Source organism: Kitasatospora sp. NPDC057940 (assembly GCF_042887425.1).
Taxonomy (GTDB): Bacteria; Actinomycetota; Actinomycetes; order Streptomycetales; family Streptomycetaceae; genus Kitasatospora.
In genome coordinates, this window is the sequence record NZ_JBHVPH010000013.1 from 92,187 (window position 1) to 106,657 (window position 14,471).

Here is a 14,471-nt window from a genome sequence, read left to right on the forward strand (position 1 = left end):
GTCTACAGATTCACTCCCCGGCGCGCCGAGGACCCCCGGCAGGTGCGGGCCCAGGCACAGAACCGTGCCGCCGACGCGACGCGCACAGGAAGTCGGACCCGCCGACTTCCTGCGCGCACCACGGCCGCGGGCCCGAGGGGAATATGTAGGTCGGTCTACAGATTCACTCCCCGGCGCGCCGAGGACCCCCGGCAGGTGCGGGCCCAGGCACAGAACCGTGCCGCCGACGCGACGCGCACAGGAAGTCGAAGCCGTCGACCTCCTGCGCGCACCACGACCGCGAGCCCGAGAGGAATATGCAGGTCGGTCTACAGATTCGGCAGGCAGGTGCGGGTGCGGGGCTGTGCCGGGTGGGGTGGGGGGTCGGCGAGTTGGGTGCGCAGGCGTAGCAGGGCGTCGCGGATGCGGGTCTTGACGGTGCCGAGGGGGGCGCCGAGGGCTTCGGCGGCCTGGGCTTGGGTGCGGCCGCCGTAGTAGACCAGCAGCAGGCATTCGCGCTGGACGTCGGTGAGGGTGGCCAGGGCGCGGCGGACCCGTTCGCGTTCCCGGCCGCGGTCCAGGTCGCGTTCGACCTGGTCGGCGACCTCGTCGAAGACCGGGGTGTAGGCGCGCAGGGCGGCGGTGCGGTCGCGGTCGGCGGTGGCCTGGGCGGAGCGGACCCGGTCGACGGCGCGCCGGTGGGCGAGGGTGAGCATCCAGGGCAGGACCTCGCCGCGTTCGGGGCGGTAGCGCGCCGCCTCCCGCCACACCTGTAGGAACACCTCCTGGGTGACCTCCTCGGCCTGGGCGTGGTCGCGCAGCACCCGCAGCACCAGGCCCAGGACGGTTCCGGCGGTGGCGGCGTACAGCTCCTCGAAGGCCCGCTCGTCGCCGCCGGCCACGCGTGCCGCCAGGGCGCGCAGCCCGGCCTGTCCGCCGCCGCCCGAAGGTTCGGTGCCGGGGGGTCCGATGCGGGGCCTCTCGTCTGTCGGGGGCCGGGGCTCCGGGGGCCGGGGTGCCGGCCGGTCGATCAGTGCGTGCACACTGCGACCGTCTCGGAGCGGCCACCGCCCGGGCTAGTCGCATCGTTTGCGCATCGTTGTGCCCGCGCGCGTGCTCCCGGGGCTGCCGCAGTGGTCCGGCCCGTGCGGTCCGTCCGGCCCGTGCGGCCCGTGCGGCTTCGAAGCGTTGTGAGCCGCGCCACTTTCGCGATGGCCGTGCAGCAGGGCGGCGCCGGGGTCCGTCATGGGGGCGAAGGTGACGGCGGAAGAGTGAAGAGAGCGAGGGCGGCGGGTGAGGCTGCGCAGGGCCAGTCCCGGGATCGACTTCGTCGAGTTCGTACAGCAGCGTTCGGGCGCGCTGTTCCGGACGGCGTACGTGCTCACCGGGGACGCGCACACCGCGGAGGACCTCGTCCAGGAGGCGCTGGAACGGTCCTGCCGCAACTGGCGGCGGGTGGCGGCCGCGGAGGCGCCCGAGGCGTACGTGCGCCGGATCCTGGTGAACCTGGCCAACGACCGCTGGCGGCGGCTGAGCCGCTCCGGCGAGCGGCCCGCCGCGGCGCCCGGCGCCGAGCACGCCGACCCGCGCGACGCCTACCGGTCGGTGGAGTTGCGCGCGGAGCTCGTCACGGCGCTGCACACGCTGCCGATGGGGATGCGCACCGTGGTCGTCCTGTACTACCTCCACGACCTGGGGGACCAGGAGATCGCGCAGACGCTGGACATCTCCCCCGGCGCCGTGCGCTCCCAACTCGCCCGCGGCCTCGCGAAACTGCGGGCCGCACTGCCCCGGCAGGACGTCCCGTCCGCGCCGCCGACCTCGCGCGGAGGTGCGTGATGACCCGCTTCCCGTCCCACGATCCCGTCCCCGGCCGCCCCTCCCCCGACCCTGGCTTCGGCCCCGACTTCGACAAGGAACTCCTCGCCACCATGACCGCGTTCGCCGACAGCACCCCGCCCCCCGTCGTCGACGCCCTCGCCATCCGGCGCACGGTGCGCCGTCGCACCGCCGTGCTCGGCGGCGCGGTGGCGGTGGCCGCGGTGGTCGCCATCGGCACGGGTGCGGCACTGCTCGCGCCGGGTTCGGGCCCGTCGCCCTCCGGTGGCCTGCCCGCGGGCCCCGCGAACGCTTCGGCGCCGATGTCCTCCGGCGCGCCATCCCCCGCCGGGTCCGCTCCCGCGCCCGGGCCGTCGATGGCCTTCGGCACCCCCTCCCCGTTGATGCAGCCGACCGACGGGGTGCAGGTGAGTGTGCCGCCGGTCGTCAACCTGGCCAAGGACGCGGCCGTCAGGGCGCTGGAGGCGGCGGGACTGCGCTACGAGGTCCACGAGTTCACCGACTGGAACGTGCCCGCCGGGTCGGTCATCAACTCCGCGCCGCAGGCCGGCCACACCGCGCCCGAGCACTCGACGGTCCAGGTGTTCGTCTCCAAGGGCAGGCCGGGCCGCTGACCGGCACCGTCACGCCCAACACCGCCACTCAGGCGGCGAGTTGACGACATCCCCCGGCCTCCCGCCACACGGGCGGCGAAGCGGCCGGGCGAGGCCGGCCGCAGCAGGGCGGGCGGGCCGTGGACTGGGCCGACTGGGCTGTGGACCGGGCCGGCCGGGTGAGGAGCGACGCGGTGGCGGGCCCCTGCCCCGGCCCCCCTGCTGCGGGCCCCACCTGCGGCGATCTAGGGTGCAGGCATGATCTCCTCACCGATATCCGGCCCCGACCAGGCGATGCGGGTGCTGATGGAGGGCAATGCCCGTTTCGTCGCGGGCAGCCCGGAGCACCCCAACCAGGACGCCGGGCGCAGGGCCGCCCTCGCGCCGGCTCAGCGGCCCTTCGCGGTGCTGTTCGGCTGTTCGGACTCCCGGCTGGCGGCCGAGATCATCTTCGACCGGGGGCTGGGCGACCTGTTCGTGGTGCGGACGGCCGGGCACGTCACCGGGGCGGAGGCGCTGGGCAGCATCGAGTACGGGGTGAGCGTGCTGGAGTGCCCGCTGGTGGTGGTGCTGGGGCACGACTCGTGCGGCGCGGTGGGCGCGGCGATGGATGCCCTGGACCAGGGGCGGCTGCCGGGCGGGTTCGTGCGGGACGTGGTGGAGCGGGTCACCCCGAGCGTGGTGTCGGCCCGGGCCGCGGGCATCGAGGACCCGGACGGGATCGTCGACGAGCACATCCGCCAGACCGTGGACCTGCTGCTGGAGCGTTCCCAGCTGCTGGCCGCCAAGGTGGCCGAGGGCTCGGCGGCCGTCGTGGGCCTGTCCTACCGGCTGCGCGACGGCCAGGCCCGTACGGTGGCCGCCCGCGGTCCGGTCAGCGCCGCGTTCTGACCGCCGGCCCGTACGGGCGCTGAACCCGCCCGTACGGCCGAACCGGCGTGCCAGGCCTTGCCGGCGCGCCGGACCGTGCCGGCACGTCGGGCCGAGCCGATGCGTGCGGGGCCGTCCAACGTAGGGCCGTCCGGCGTAGGGCCGCGCGCCCCCGCCGGGGCCGGGAACGCGGTGTCCGATCGCCGCCAGCGCCCCCTCCCGGGCGGGGGCAGAGTCGGAGGCCGGCAACGGTTCCCCACCCAAGGACGGCTCCCGTGCACAAGGCCACCGACCTCAAGGTCCTCTACTTCGGCACCCCGGTGGTGCTGATCAGCTCGCGCAACGAGGACGGCGGCGCCAACCTGGCGCCGATGTCCTCGGCGTGGTGGCTGGGCCAGTCCTGCGTGCTGGGCCTGGGCAACACCGCCCAGACGGCCGTCAACCTGCGGCGCGAGGGCGAGTGCGTGCTCAACCTGCCCTCCTCCGGGCAGGTGGACGCCGTCGACGCCCTCGCGCTGCTGACCGCCAACCCGGATGTGACCGAGCACCGGCGGCAGCAGGGCTACCGCTTCGAGCGGGGCAAGTTCGCCGCCGCCGGGCTCACCGAGCAGCCGTCGGAGCTGGTGCGCGCGCCGCGCGTCGCCGAGTGCCCGGTCCAGCTGGAGTGCCGGCTGGAAGCGGCCGCGCCGCTGGCGGGCAACCCGCACTGCACCGCCTTCGAGGTCACCGTGGTGCGCGCGCACGTCGAGGAGCGCCTGCTCGTGCCCGGTACGGACCACTACGTGGACCCGCTCGGCTGGGATCCGCTGATCATGAAGTTCTGCGAGTTCTTCGGCGACGGGCGCCGGCTCGCCCCCTCCCGGCTCGCCGAGGGCTGGCAGATGCCGGGCCGCCTGCCCGCCGGGGTCCGGGCCTGACGCCCCGCCGCGGGTCCGCGGGCCCCGCCGCCCGCCCGGCCGTCCGACGAGCCGTCCGCCTACCCGACCGCCCAGCCGAGCGCCCGCCCGACCGCCCGGCGTCCCGCCCGTCCGTCTAGTCGGCCGCCGCGGCGGGCACCAGGTCGTGGAGCAGGAAGTGGAGCTCGGTGTCGTCCGTCGACTCCATCCACAGCCCGTCGGCGTCGAGCACCGAGGCCGCGACCGTCCGCGCCTCGGCGACGAGTTCGGGGTGGGAGTCGAAGCCCGGCCACGGCAGGACGGGGAAGTCGTCGTCCTCGCCGAAGCGCCGCACCCGTTCGATGTCGCCCAGGACGGCGGGCGGCAGCGACTCGTTCGCCCAGGACCACAGCCAGGTCTGCCGGGCGAGGCTGACGCTGCCGATCATCGTGAGCCGGCCGGTGAGGAACACCTCGCTCCTGCGCGACCACTTCCTCCTGCGCGACCAGGTGATCCGCGCGTCGTCCATCGACCAGTGGTACTGCACGTCACCTGACAGTCCGAAGCGCTCGACCATGAGGGCCTGCCGCGAGCGGGCACGTTCGCGGGCCGCGATCACGACGCCCTCCCACCGGGAGTGGTCGTGCTTCGAATGGTCGTCCACCGTGCCTCCTCGTACGGAACTGCCGGCAAGATCATCCCATTCGGCCTGCTGCTCCGTCCGGGCCCGGCGTGATCCGCAGGAGGGCCCCTACGCGCTGGCGCCGCAGGAGTCGCAGATGCGGGTGGCGGGCAGTTGGAGGAAGCAGGAGGGGCAGATCGCCGGGGGGCGGGGCGGGGTGGCGGCGGCCGCCTTGCGGTTGACGGCCGCTTGCAGGCGCGGGGCCAGGGCGGGGGTGCCGCCGTCGGCGGGGAGCTGGGCGCCGAAGTGCCGGTAGCAGGCGAGGCGGGCGGCGGCGGCGTGGTGTTCGCGGTCCATGTCCGCTGCCAGCGGCGGCTGTCCGGCCACGGCCAGCACTTCCTGGTAGCCGACGCCGACCATGCCGTCGGTGGAGTGGACCACCAGTGCGGTCAGCGGCGGGTCCCCGCGGCGGTGCGCCTCGCGCACCACCAGGGCCAGGACCTTGCCGATCCAGGTGCGCTGGTGCACCCGGGTGCGCACTCCGGCCGCCTCCTGCACGGTCTCGGCCAGTTCGGAGTAGGTGATCACCGCGTGGTAGCGGCGGGCCACGTCCACCAGGGCCGGGTAGGCGGCCCTGGTCCAGGCGACCTGGGCCTGGGTGGAGCTGACCGCCGAACCGTCCGCGACCCGCCAGTAGCCGCGCTGTTGCTGTTCCATTCGACCGCCCCTGAAACCTCGTCCGCCGGCCCCCGCCGGGAGCGAGGCTACCCCGCCCTCCGGCGCCCCGGGCCGCCGGGGGCTTGACTTCAAGTGCTGTTGAAGTCGTCGAATGGGTCCCGACCGCAGCCGTACGGGCATCGCGGTCGATGCCCCGCCCGTACGGAACGACCCGGGTCCGGGGCCGCCTGCTTCCCGATCGTGCCGCAGGCGGCCCCGGCCCCGTCGTCGTCCGCCGGCCCGCCATCCGCTACCCGCCGCGGGGCGCAGGCCGGGCGTCACCAGCAGAGCCGGGAACCGGGCGTCACCAGCAGAGCCGGGAACCGGGCGTCACCAGCAGAGCCGGGCGGCGAGCTCAGGCCGCGGCTTCGGCGAGGGTGTGGGCGACGAGGGCGTTGGCGTGGCCGTGGCCGAGGCCGTGCTCGGTCTTGAGCCAGGCGACGAGCTCCATGTGCTTGCCGAGCGGGGAGGCCCGGATGAGGTCCTTCCACTCGGCGACGGGTCGGCCGTACTTCTTCTCGATGGACGGGAAGTAGCCGGCGGGGCCCTTGGCGGGGGTGGCGGTCATGGTCGGTACGCCCTTTCGGGAACGGATGCGGTCGCGGTCTACCCGGGTAGGACCGCGACCGCATCGTCAACTCATCGCCCAGCGGCAGTGATCTGCGTCACACTCCGACCTTGCGCTTGGCCCGCCGCCCGGCGACGGGGACGGGGGTGAGGGCGAGGGCGGGGTCGGCGTTCCAGGCGGCGACGGGGTTGCCGAGCCAGCGGGTGGTGCCGGGGACGTTCTCGCCGCGCATGACCAGGGAGGCGGGGCCGACGGTGGTGCCGGCGCCGAGGGAGGAGTTGAGCAGGACGATGGAGTGCGGGCCGGTGGTGGAGCCGGGGCCGAGGTGGACGGGGCCCAGGCGCATGACCCGGTCGTGGAAGAGGTGGGTCTGCAGGACGGTGCCGCGGTTGACGCTGGCGCCGGCCTCGACGGTGACGAGGTCGCTCTCGGGCAGCCAGTGCGTCTCGCACCACACGCCGCGCCCGATGTGGGCGCCGAGGCTGCGCAGCCAGGCGTTGAGGTAGGGCGTGCCGGTGATGGTGGAGCCGCCGAAGGGCATGGCGAGTTCCTCGACGAAGCTGTCGTAGAGCTCGTTGCGCCACACGAAGGTGGACCACAGGGGGTGTTCGGCGACGCGGAAGCGCCCGACGAGGAGCCACTTGGCGGCGGTGGTGACCAGGCAGGCGATGACGGCGGCGCCGATGAGGACGAGGCCGGCGGCGGCCAGGGCGCGCGGGAGGCCGTAGTCGTCGCGCAGTTCCTGGAGGGTGGCGAGGACGAGGTCGCCGAGGAGGGCGGCGAGGACGATGGGCAGCAGGCGGCACAGTTCGACGCCGGCGCGGGCCCACATCAGGCGCCGGGGCGGGTTGTAGGTGCGGGCGTCGCCGCCGGCGGCCGCGACGCGCGGCAGGGCGAAGGCGGGGCGGCCGAGCCAGGAGGAGCCTTCGGGGGCGTTGACGGGAGTGTCGGACAGGACGCCGACGAGGGAGTTGTCGGGCAGTCGGCGGCCGGGGCCGACGATGCCGGAGTTGCCGACGAAGGAGCGGCGCCCGACGTGCGCGGGGCCGATGTGCAGCCAGCCGGCGCGCAGCTCGTAGGGAGCGACGAGGGTGTCGTCGGCGAGGAAGGCGCCGTCGTCGACGCGCATCAGGCCGGGCAGGGCCAGGACGGTGGAGGCTTCGACGCGGCGGCCGACCTTGGCGCCGAGCAGGCGCAGCCACACCGGGGTGAAGAGGCTGGCGTAGAAGGGGAAGAGGGTGCGCCGGGCGGTGTCGCTGAGCCGGGTGACGGCCCAGGCGCAGTAGGCGACGCGGCCGTGGGCGGGGTGGAAGCCGGGGCGCAGCGGGATGGACAGGAGGCGGACCGTGGTCGCTATCAGCGTGGCGTGGCACACCAGGGTGAGGGCGGCCAGCGGGATGGTGGCGGGCAGGAGCTGGAGGAGGGCCGCGGTGAGGGTGCGGTCGGTGTCGACCATCGTGAAGACGATGGCGAGCGCGGGGAGGGCGGCGATGATCGGCAGGAGGCCGAAGACGGTCAGGCCGACGCCGTAGGCGAGGTTCCAGAAGCGGGAGCGGGGGGTGGCGGTGGCCGCGGGCCAGGTGGTGCGGGCCTCGGTGGAGGGCCGGGCCGGGGAGCCGTGCCAGTGTTCGCCGGCGGGTACGGCGCCGGTGACGCAGGAGCCGGGGGCGATGTCGGCGCCGGCGCCGATGCGGGCGCCGGGCATGAGGGTGGAGCGGCCGCCGATGCGGGCGCCGTCGCCGATGTCGATGTGGCCCAGGTGGAGGGTGTCGCCGTCGAGCCACCAGCCGGCGATGTCGGCTTCGGGTTCGACGGTGGCGCCGGCGCCGATGCGGGCCAGGCCGGTGACGGGGGGCAGGGTGTGCAGGAGGACGCCGGTGCCGATGCGGCAGCCGAGCGCGCGGGCGTAGCGCAGGGCCCAGGGGGTGCCGGCGAGGGCGCCGACGCCGAAGAGGGTGACGGCGCGTTCGGCGGCCCACAGTCGCAGGTGGGCCTGGCCGCCGCGGGGGTGGGTGCCGGGACGCAGGCCGGCGGTGAGCAGGCGGGCGGCGCCGGCGGCGAGGAGGGTGCGGCCGGGGGCGCTGTAGAAGAGGAGGAGGCCGGCGGCGACGGGCCACCAGGAGCTGTGCGGGGCCCAGCTGAGGTGGTTGCCGATGAGGTTGTCGAAGGCGGTGAGGGCGAGGATCCAGCGCAGTCCGGAGATGCCGAAGACGCCGAGCAGGATGAGGGTCTGCCACAGGCCGGCGCTGGCGGGGGTGCGGCGCACGGTGCGGGTGGGGGCGGGGGCGGGGGTGTGCGCGGCGCCGCCGGGATGAGGGGGGCCGGCGAGGTTGTCGAGGTAGTCGGCGAGGTCGCCGAGGACGGGGTGGGCGTAGAGGTCGGCGACGGAGACGCCGGGGTGGCGGGTGCGCAGTTCGGAGACGAGGCGGGCGGCGGTGAGGCTGGAGCCGCCGAGGGCGAAGAAGTCGTCGCCGTGGCCGGGGGCCATGCCGAGCATGCTCTCCCAGCGGCCGGCGAGCCAGCCGGCGGTGCCGTCCAGGGGGGTGGCGGTGCCGGGGGTGGCGGTGCCGGTGGTGGCGAGCGGCCAGGGCAGGGCGTTGCGGTCGACCTTGCCGGAGGTGCGGGTGGGCAGGGAGTCGACGAGGGCGAGGACGGGCACGAGCGGGGCGGGCAGGCGTCCGAGCAGGTGCTGGCGGGCGGCGGTGAGGTCGGGGGTGGTGCCGGGCTGGGCGACGAGGTAGCCGACCAGGAGGTCGGCGCCGGCGGGGCTCTTGCGGACGGCGGCGGCCGCGGCGCGGATGCCGGGCAGGGCCTGGAGGGCGGCGTCGATCTCGCCGAGTTCGATGCGCCGGCCGCCGAGTTTGATCTGGTCGTCGGCGCGGCCGACGAAGACGAGGCCTTCGGGGTCGTTGCGCACGAGGTCGCCGCTGCGGTAGACGCGGGGGGAGGCGAGGGCGGGGTGGGCGCTGAACTTCTCGGCGTCCTTGGCGGGGTCGAGGTAGCGGGCGGTGCCGATGCCGGTGATGAGGAGTTCGCCGGTCTCGTACCAGGGGACGGGGTGGCCGGCGGCGTCGACGACGGCGATCTCCCAGCCGTCCAGGGGGGTGCCGATGCGTACGGGCTGGCCGGGGAGCATGCGGGCGGCGGTGGCGACGACGGTGGTCTCGGTGGGGCCGTAGGTGTTCCAGAACTCGCGGCCGGGGGTGGCGAGGCGCTCGACGAGTTCGGCGGGGCAGGCCTCGCCGCCGACGATGATCAGGCGCACGGCGTCCAGGCACTCCTGCGGCCACAGGGCGAGCAGGGTGGGGACGGTGGAGATGGCGGTGATGCGGCGCTCGACGAGCCAGGGGCCGAGGTCGGTGCCGGCCTTGACGAGGGAGCGGGGGGCGGGCACCAGGCAGGCGCCGTGGCGCCAGGCCAGCCACATCTCCTCGCAGGAGGCGTCGAAGGCCACCGACAGGCCGGCCAGGACGCGGTCGCCGGGGCCGAGCGGCTGCTGCTGGAGGAAGAGGCGGGCCTCGGCGTCGACGAAGGCGGCCGCGGAGCGGTGGGTGACGGCGACGCCCTTGGGGCGGCCGGTGGTGCCGGAGGTGAAGATGATCCACGCGTCGTCGTCGGGGGTGGGCCAGGCGGGGTTGCCGCCGGGCCCGGCCGCGGAGCCGGGGGCGAGTCGGCGTTCGGCGCCGAGGACGGCGCACACCTGGGCGTCCTGCCAGATCATGTCGGCGCGCTCGTCGGGGTCGTCGGCGTCGACGGGCACGTAGGCGGCGCCGCAGCGCAGCACGGCCAGGATGGCGACGTACAGGTCGGCGGTGCCGGAGGGGATGCGCACGCCGACCCGGTCTCCGGCGCCGATGCCGTGCCCGGCGAGGACGCCGGCGAGGGTGTCGACCTCGTGCATGAGGGCGCGGTAGTCGAGTACGGCGGTGCCGGTGTCCAGCGCGGGTGCGTGCGGGTGGGCGTCGGCGGTGGCGGTGACGATGTCGAGCAGGCTGCGGGGGTGCGCGGGCCGGACGGCCGGCCAACCGGCGGCGTGAGCGGGCCCGGGACGGTTCAGCGTTCCCGGGCCTGCCATGTCCTGGCGTGCGTCCATAAGGAGTGTCCTCGGCTGGGAGTAGTCATAAGGATGAATGCGGGGAGTCACCTTGCGTGGTGCCTCACTCACCATGACTCGACTGGGAGCCCGCTGGATGCCGTGAAGGTGGAGTCAAAGGAACTTTTCATTTTCGGCGACATATGGGGGCATCAGGGAACGATTCGAAAGTCATTTCGGGGTTTTTCGATCGCTTTCGGTGGCGAAGGGTAATCGCCAGAGGCAGGAGGCATATGACGGGAAGGCGAAGAGTGGTCTACGCCATAGCGGCGGGGACGCTACCGGTAGTGAAAGCGGACCCACCAAATCTGGAGGTTTAGCGATGGCGGTGGCCGGATCCCGCCGGTGGCCGGCCGGGGGCGGGGGCGGCGCGTCCGGCAGCACGGCCGGCGACCCCGAGGGCGGCTCGGATGGCGGCGCGCGGCTCGTCTGGTACGCGGCGTACGGGTCGAACCTGCACGCCGCCCGGCTCGCCTGCTACCTGCGCGGCGGCCGCCCCGACGGCGGCGCGCGCACCTACCCCGGCTGCCGCGACCACCGACCGCCACGCCGGGACGTGGCCGCGGTGCTGCCCGGCACGCTGTACTTCGCGCGGGAGTCGGCGGTGTGGGGCGGCGGCAGCGGCTTCTACGATCCGGACGCCCCGGATGAACTTCCTTGTCGCATCTATTTGATGACGATCAGTCAGTTCAGTGACATCGCCGCCCAGGAGATGCGCCGCAGCCCCGGCACCGACCTCGACCTCACCCGCACCCTCGCCCGAGGACGCGACCGGCTCGGGCCCGGCCGGTACGAGACGCTGGTGCACGCGGGCGAGCTGGACGGCCACCCGCTGCTGACCTTCACCGCCCCCGAAGGCCTGGCCGGCGCCGAACTCAATCCGCCGTCGGCGCCCTATCTGCGCACCCTGGCCGCGGGCCTGGCCGAGTCCCACGGCTGGAACGCGCGCCGCTGCGCCGACTACCTGGCCTCTCGCCCGGGCGCCGCCGGGCACTGGAACGCGGCGGACGTCCTGGCCGTACTGGGCGGTGGTCTGGACCTTTAGGTGTTGTTCACCCCGTGGTGACCGTACGGTGACAACTACACGGGTTCCGGCCACATCAGGCAAAGGAAGCGCCAGGCCACCGCACGGGCGGACCGGCACTTCCCGCCGGCGGGTGGCGGCGGCCGGCGGCGGCCACCCGGCGGCTTCGTCAAAGGCGGTTTTAAGATCGCGCCCTTCAGCTCGAGCGCTGGCCGTGCAGGAGCAGGGGGAGGTCCGCGGCGGCGTGGACCCGGCCGTTCTCCAGCCGGATCCACGCGGCCTTCTCGATCGGCTCGGGCATCGTGTGCGCCCTCGTCAGGCCGCGACGGGCGCGCCGGCGACGCGGCGTTCGCCGCCGTTGCGCTCGCGCCACGCCCGGTAGACGTCGATGGCCGCGTCGCTGGGCAGGTAGCGCATCGGCATCCGGCGCTCGTCCCAGTTCTTGGCGAACTCGGCGTAGAAGGTGGCGAGTTCGAAGTACTTGCGGTCGTCAACGTAGTGCGGTTCGTAGTCGTCGCGGGTGGTGAGGAAGACGACCTCGTCGGGGCTGCAGTAGTACAGCGAGCCCAGGCACATCGGGCAGGGGTGGGCGAGGACGTAGATGGTGGTGCCGGTCAGGTGCTCGGTGCCGAGCCTCGTGCAGGCGTCGCGGATGGCGAGGATCTCGGCGTGCGCGGTGGGGTCGCCGGTCTGGGCGACCCTGTTCGGGCTCTCGGCGAGGATCTCGCCGTCCTTGACGATGACGGTGGCGAACGGGCGCCCGCCTTCGGCGACGTTGCGGCGGGCGAGGTCGATGGTGTGCTGGGCGAAGTCCACGGTGGCGGCTCCCTACTGGTCGGGGGTGGGACGGCGGGCCGGGGGCCTGTCGGCCGCCCCCGGCCCGCACGGGGATCAGAACGGCTTGGTGGGCAGGTACTTGCCGTCCAGGGTGATGACGGCGCGGTGGCCGCCCTCGGGGTCCTCGACGGTCTTGACGTCGAGCTTGAAGTTGATGGCGCTGATGATGCCGTCGCCGAGCTGCTCGTGGACCAGGGCCTTGAGGGTGGTGCCGTAGACCTGGAGCATCTCGTAGAAGCGGTAGATGGTCGGGTCGGTGGGGATGCCGCCGGGGATGCTGCCGCGCAGCGGGATGGTCTGGAGCAGCCGGGCCGCGTCCTCGTCCAGGCCCAGGAGCTCGGTGACGGCCTTGGCCGCGTCGGCGGGCAGGGCGTGCTGGCCGAGCAGGGCGGCGGTGACGAAGGCGACGGACAGGCCGGTCGCGTCGGCGAGCTCCTGCCAGGTGAGGTCCTTGCGGGTCTTGGCGTCGACGACCTCCAGGGCGAGCTGCTGACGGGCGGTCTGGTCGAACTGCGCGTGCACCATGGGATGGGCCTTTCGGGGTTGGGTCCGGGGCGGGTGCCCGGGCCTGGTCTGGGGGTGGGCGGGAGGGATGGTCGGAGGGGACGGCGGTGGTCAGCCCGCCAGGGCGACGAACCGTCCGCTGTCGGTGTCGAGCGTCTCGGCGGAGCCGGATCCGATGTCGTAGACCCAGCCGTGCAGGGTCACCCGGCCCTGCACCAGGGCCTTGGCCACCGACGGGTGGGTCCTCAGGTTGGCCAGCTGGGCGAGGACGTTGTCCTTCACCAGGGCGGCGACGCGCTCCGCGCCGGCCGGGTGCTCGGCCGCGTCGGTGCGGGCCTTGGCGACGTCCGCGTGGTGCAGCCAGGTGGCGACGGCGGGCAGGCCCGCGAGGTCGCCGCCGGAGGCGAGGGCGGTCATCGCGCCGCACGCGGAGTGCCCGCAGACGATCACGTCCGTGACCCCGAGCACGCCGAGCGCGTACTCGATGCTCGCCGCGACACCGTCCGCGCCCCGGGTGTACGGGGGCACGAGGTTGCCGGCGGTGCGGATGACGAACAGCTCGCCCGGATCGGTCTGGGTGATCAGCTCCGGCACGACCCGGGCGTCCGAGCAGCCGATGAACAGCGCGGTCGGCTGATGGGTGGTGGCGAGCTTCTTGAACAGTGCCGCCCGGGTCGGGAACACCTCCCGGCTGAACCGCTGGAAACCCTGCGCCATCTCGTTCATGAGGTCACTCCTTCTTCGACGACCGTTGGTGCCTGCCGATGACCTCCACGATGCATGACCTGCGCCTATAGCGTCCAAGACGCAGTAGCCATCATTGCCATCAGTGCTGCCTATAGTTGGCTCATGGAACTGCGCCACCTCCGGTACCTGCTCGCCGTGGCCGAGCACGCCAACTTCACCCGCGCCGCCGAGGCCCTGCACGTCTCGCAGCCGACCCTCTCGCAGCAGATCAAGCAACTGGAGGGCTCGCTGCACGTGCAGCTCCTCGACCGCTCCGGGCGCACCGTGCGCCTCACCGACGCCGGCCAGGCCTACGCCCACTACGCGCGCCGGGCCCTGCGCGACCTCGCGGCGGCCGAGCGCGCGGTGCGGGACGTCAAGGACCTCTCACGCGGCACCCTGCGCCTGGCCGTGACCCCGACCTTCACCGCCTACCTGACCGGGCCGCTCATCGGGGACTTCCACGCGCGCCACCCCGGGATCAGCCTGGACGTCCGCGAGCTGGCACAGGAGCGCATCGAGTCCGAGCTCGCCGCCGACCAGCTCGACCTCGGCATCGCCTTCGGCGGAACGCACCTGCCGGCCATCACCGCCACCACCCTGTTCACCGAGCACCTCGGCCTCGTCGTCGCCTCCGACCACCCGTACGCGGCCCACTCGGGCCCGCTCCCGGTCCGCGAACTGGGCGACCAGCAACTCGCCCTGCTCAGCGGTGACTTCGCGACCCGGCAGCACATCGACCGGTTCCTCTCCGACCACCGGGTCCGGCCGCGGACCGCCATCGAGGCCAATTCCGTCAGCGCGCTCGTCGCGATCGTCCAACGCACCGGCCTCGCCACCGTGCTGCCCGACGCCACGACCCGCGAACACCCGCACCTGCGCTCCGTCCCGGTCGACCCGCCGCTCCCCTCGCGCGCCGTCGCCCTGCTCCGCCGGGACACCGCCTACCAGAGCGCCGCCGCCCGCTCCTTCGGCGACCTCGCCCGACACCGCGCCCACACCTTCGACCACACCCCCGACGGCCCGGCCTGAAGCGGGTCGCGCCCGGTGGCCCCCGCCCGGGAGGAGAGAGCACCCCGACGACCGCGGAGTGGGGGGGGGGGCCCGCCCCCCCCCCCCCCCCCCCCCCCCCGCCCCGGGGCCCCCCCCCCCCCGGGCCCCCCCCCCCCCCCGCCCCCCCCCCCCCCGGCACGGGGCCCCCCCGCCCCCCGCCCCCCCGCCGCC

At 74.4% G+C, this 14,471-nt stretch carries 14 protein-coding genes; 6 read left to right on the forward strand and 8 right to left on the reverse strand.

Going from position 1 to position 14,471, the window contains the following annotated elements; genetic code table 11:
• Positions 1-308 precede the first annotated feature (308 nt).
• Complete coding sequence (gene sigK, locus ACFVTF_RS20875; protein ID WP_387815604.1) at positions 309-950, reverse strand: ECF RNA polymerase sigma factor SigK; 642 nt, start codon at positions 948-950, stop codon at positions 309-311.
• A 328-nt stretch (positions 951-1,278) separates the two neighbouring features.
• Between sigK and ACFVTF_RS20880 the strand changes: the two genes are divergently transcribed.
• The 4 genes from ACFVTF_RS20880 (at position 1,279) to ACFVTF_RS20895 (ending at position 4,198) form a co-directional block, all read left to right on the forward strand.
• The gene (locus ACFVTF_RS20880; RefSeq protein ID WP_387815606.1) at positions 1,279-1,818 is read left to right on the forward strand and encodes a SigE family RNA polymerase sigma factor; all 540 of its coding nucleotides are present in this window, start codon (positions 1,279-1,281) and stop codon (positions 1,816-1,818) included.
• Positions 1,818-2,432 carry a PASTA domain-containing protein gene (locus ACFVTF_RS20885; RefSeq protein ID WP_387815384.1) on the forward strand — a complete coding sequence of 205 codons (615 nt, stop codon included), beginning with the start codon at positions 1,818-1,820 and terminating at the stop codon, positions 2,430-2,432. The genes ACFVTF_RS20880 and ACFVTF_RS20885 overlap by 1 nt, the downstream gene beginning before the upstream one ends.
• 237 nt (positions 2,433-2,669) lie before the next feature.
• Positions 2,670-3,302: a carbonic anhydrase gene (locus tag ACFVTF_RS20890; RefSeq protein ID WP_371515270.1), complete on the forward strand. Its 633-nt coding sequence runs from the start codon at positions 2,670-2,672 to the stop codon at positions 3,300-3,302.
• Positions 3,303-3,556: 254 nt separating this feature from the next.
• Positions 3,557-4,198, forward strand: a complete 642-nt coding sequence (locus ACFVTF_RS20895; protein WP_387815386.1) for a flavin reductase family protein — start codon at positions 3,557-3,559, stop codon at positions 4,196-4,198.
• A gap of 115 nt (positions 4,199-4,313) precedes the next feature.
• Here the strand turns inward: ACFVTF_RS20895 and ACFVTF_RS20900 are convergent, their stop codons facing one another.
• From ACFVTF_RS20900 to ACFVTF_RS20915, 4 genes are all read right to left on the reverse strand, one after another.
• On the reverse strand, positions 4,314-4,820 hold the full coding sequence (locus ACFVTF_RS20900; protein WP_387815388.1) for a DUF6882 domain-containing protein: 507 nt from the start codon (positions 4,818-4,820) through the stop codon (positions 4,314-4,316).
• 87 nt (positions 4,821-4,907) lie between these two features.
• Positions 4,908-5,495, reverse strand: coding sequence for a hypothetical protein (locus ACFVTF_RS20905; protein ID WP_063352909.1), 588 nt, complete (start codon positions 5,493-5,495; stop codon positions 4,908-4,910).
• Positions 5,496-5,850: 355 nt separating this feature from the next.
• Entirely contained in the window at positions 5,851-6,063 is a 213-nt protein-coding gene (locus tag ACFVTF_RS20910; RefSeq protein WP_371515273.1) for a DUF4287 domain-containing protein, read from the reverse strand.
• A 97-nt stretch (positions 6,064-6,160) separates the two neighbouring features.
• Complete coding sequence (locus ACFVTF_RS20915) at positions 6,161-10,156, reverse strand: Pls/PosA family non-ribosomal peptide synthetase (RefSeq protein WP_387815391.1); 3,996 nt, start codon at positions 10,154-10,156, stop codon at positions 6,161-6,163.
• A 322-nt stretch (positions 10,157-10,478) separates the two neighbouring features.
• Between ACFVTF_RS20915 and ACFVTF_RS20920 the strand changes: the two genes are divergently transcribed.
• Positions 10,479-11,201, forward strand: coding sequence for a histone deacetylase (locus tag ACFVTF_RS20920; protein WP_387815393.1), 723 nt, complete (start codon positions 10,479-10,481; stop codon positions 11,199-11,201).
• A 294-nt stretch (positions 11,202-11,495) separates the two neighbouring features.
• Here the strand turns inward: ACFVTF_RS20920 and ACFVTF_RS20925 are convergent, their stop codons facing one another.
• The 3 genes from ACFVTF_RS20925 to ACFVTF_RS20935 form a co-directional block, all read right to left on the reverse strand.
• Positions 11,496-11,996: a nucleoside deaminase gene (locus ACFVTF_RS20925; protein WP_387815395.1), complete on the reverse strand. Its 501-nt coding sequence runs from the start codon at positions 11,994-11,996 to the stop codon at positions 11,496-11,498.
• 75 nt (positions 11,997-12,071) lie between these two features.
• On the reverse strand, positions 12,072-12,542 hold the full coding sequence (gene cynS, locus ACFVTF_RS20930) for a cyanase (protein ID WP_387815397.1): 471 nt from the start codon (positions 12,540-12,542) through the stop codon (positions 12,072-12,074).
• Between the two features lie 90 nt (positions 12,543-12,632).
• Positions 12,633-13,247, reverse strand: coding sequence for a carbonic anhydrase (locus tag ACFVTF_RS20935; RefSeq protein WP_371515276.1), 615 nt, complete (start codon positions 13,245-13,247; stop codon positions 12,633-12,635).
• Between the two features lie 123 nt (positions 13,248-13,370).
• Here ACFVTF_RS20935 and cynR point away from each other — a divergent pair, with 123 nt between their 5' ends.
• Positions 13,371-14,279 carry a transcriptional regulator CynR gene (cynR, locus tag ACFVTF_RS20940; RefSeq protein ID WP_387815400.1) on the forward strand — a complete coding sequence of 303 codons (909 nt, stop codon included), beginning with the start codon at positions 13,371-13,373 and terminating at the stop codon, positions 14,277-14,279.
• Positions 14,280-14,471 lie beyond the last annotated feature (192 nt).

Excerpts from the sequence above, each read along its gene's own strand:
- ACFVTF_RS20910 (WP_371515273.1), bottom strand. The coding sequence starts at position 6,063 with ATGACCGCCACCCCCGCCAAGGGCCCCGCCGGCTACTTCCCGTCCATC.
- ACFVTF_RS20905 (WP_063352909.1), bottom strand. The coding sequence starts at position 5,495 with ATGGAACAGCAACAGCGCGGCTACTGGCGGGTCGCGGACGGTTCGGCG.
- cynS (WP_387815397.1), bottom strand. The coding sequence starts at position 12,542 with ATGGTGCACGCGCAGTTCGACCAGACCGCCCGTCAGCAGCTCGCCCTG.
- ACFVTF_RS20920 (WP_387815393.1), top strand. The coding sequence starts at position 10,479 with ATGGCGGTGGCCGGATCCCGCCGGTGGCCGGCCGGGGGCGGGGGCGGC.
- ACFVTF_RS20885 (WP_387815384.1), top strand. The coding sequence starts at position 1,818 with ATGACCCGCTTCCCGTCCCACGATCCCGTCCCCGGCCGCCCCTCCCCC.
- cynR (WP_387815400.1), top strand. The coding sequence starts at position 13,371 with ATGGAACTGCGCCACCTCCGGTACCTGCTCGCCGTGGCCGAGCACGCC.
- ACFVTF_RS20890 (WP_371515270.1), top strand. The coding sequence starts at position 2,670 with ATGATCTCCTCACCGATATCCGGCCCCGACCAGGCGATGCGGGTGCTG.
- ACFVTF_RS20915 (WP_387815391.1), bottom strand. The coding sequence starts at position 10,156 with ATGGACGCACGCCAGGACATGGCAGGCCCGGGAACGCTGAACCGTCCC.
- ACFVTF_RS20935 (WP_371515276.1), bottom strand. The coding sequence starts at position 13,247 with ATGAACGAGATGGCGCAGGGTTTCCAGCGGTTCAGCCGGGAGGTGTTC.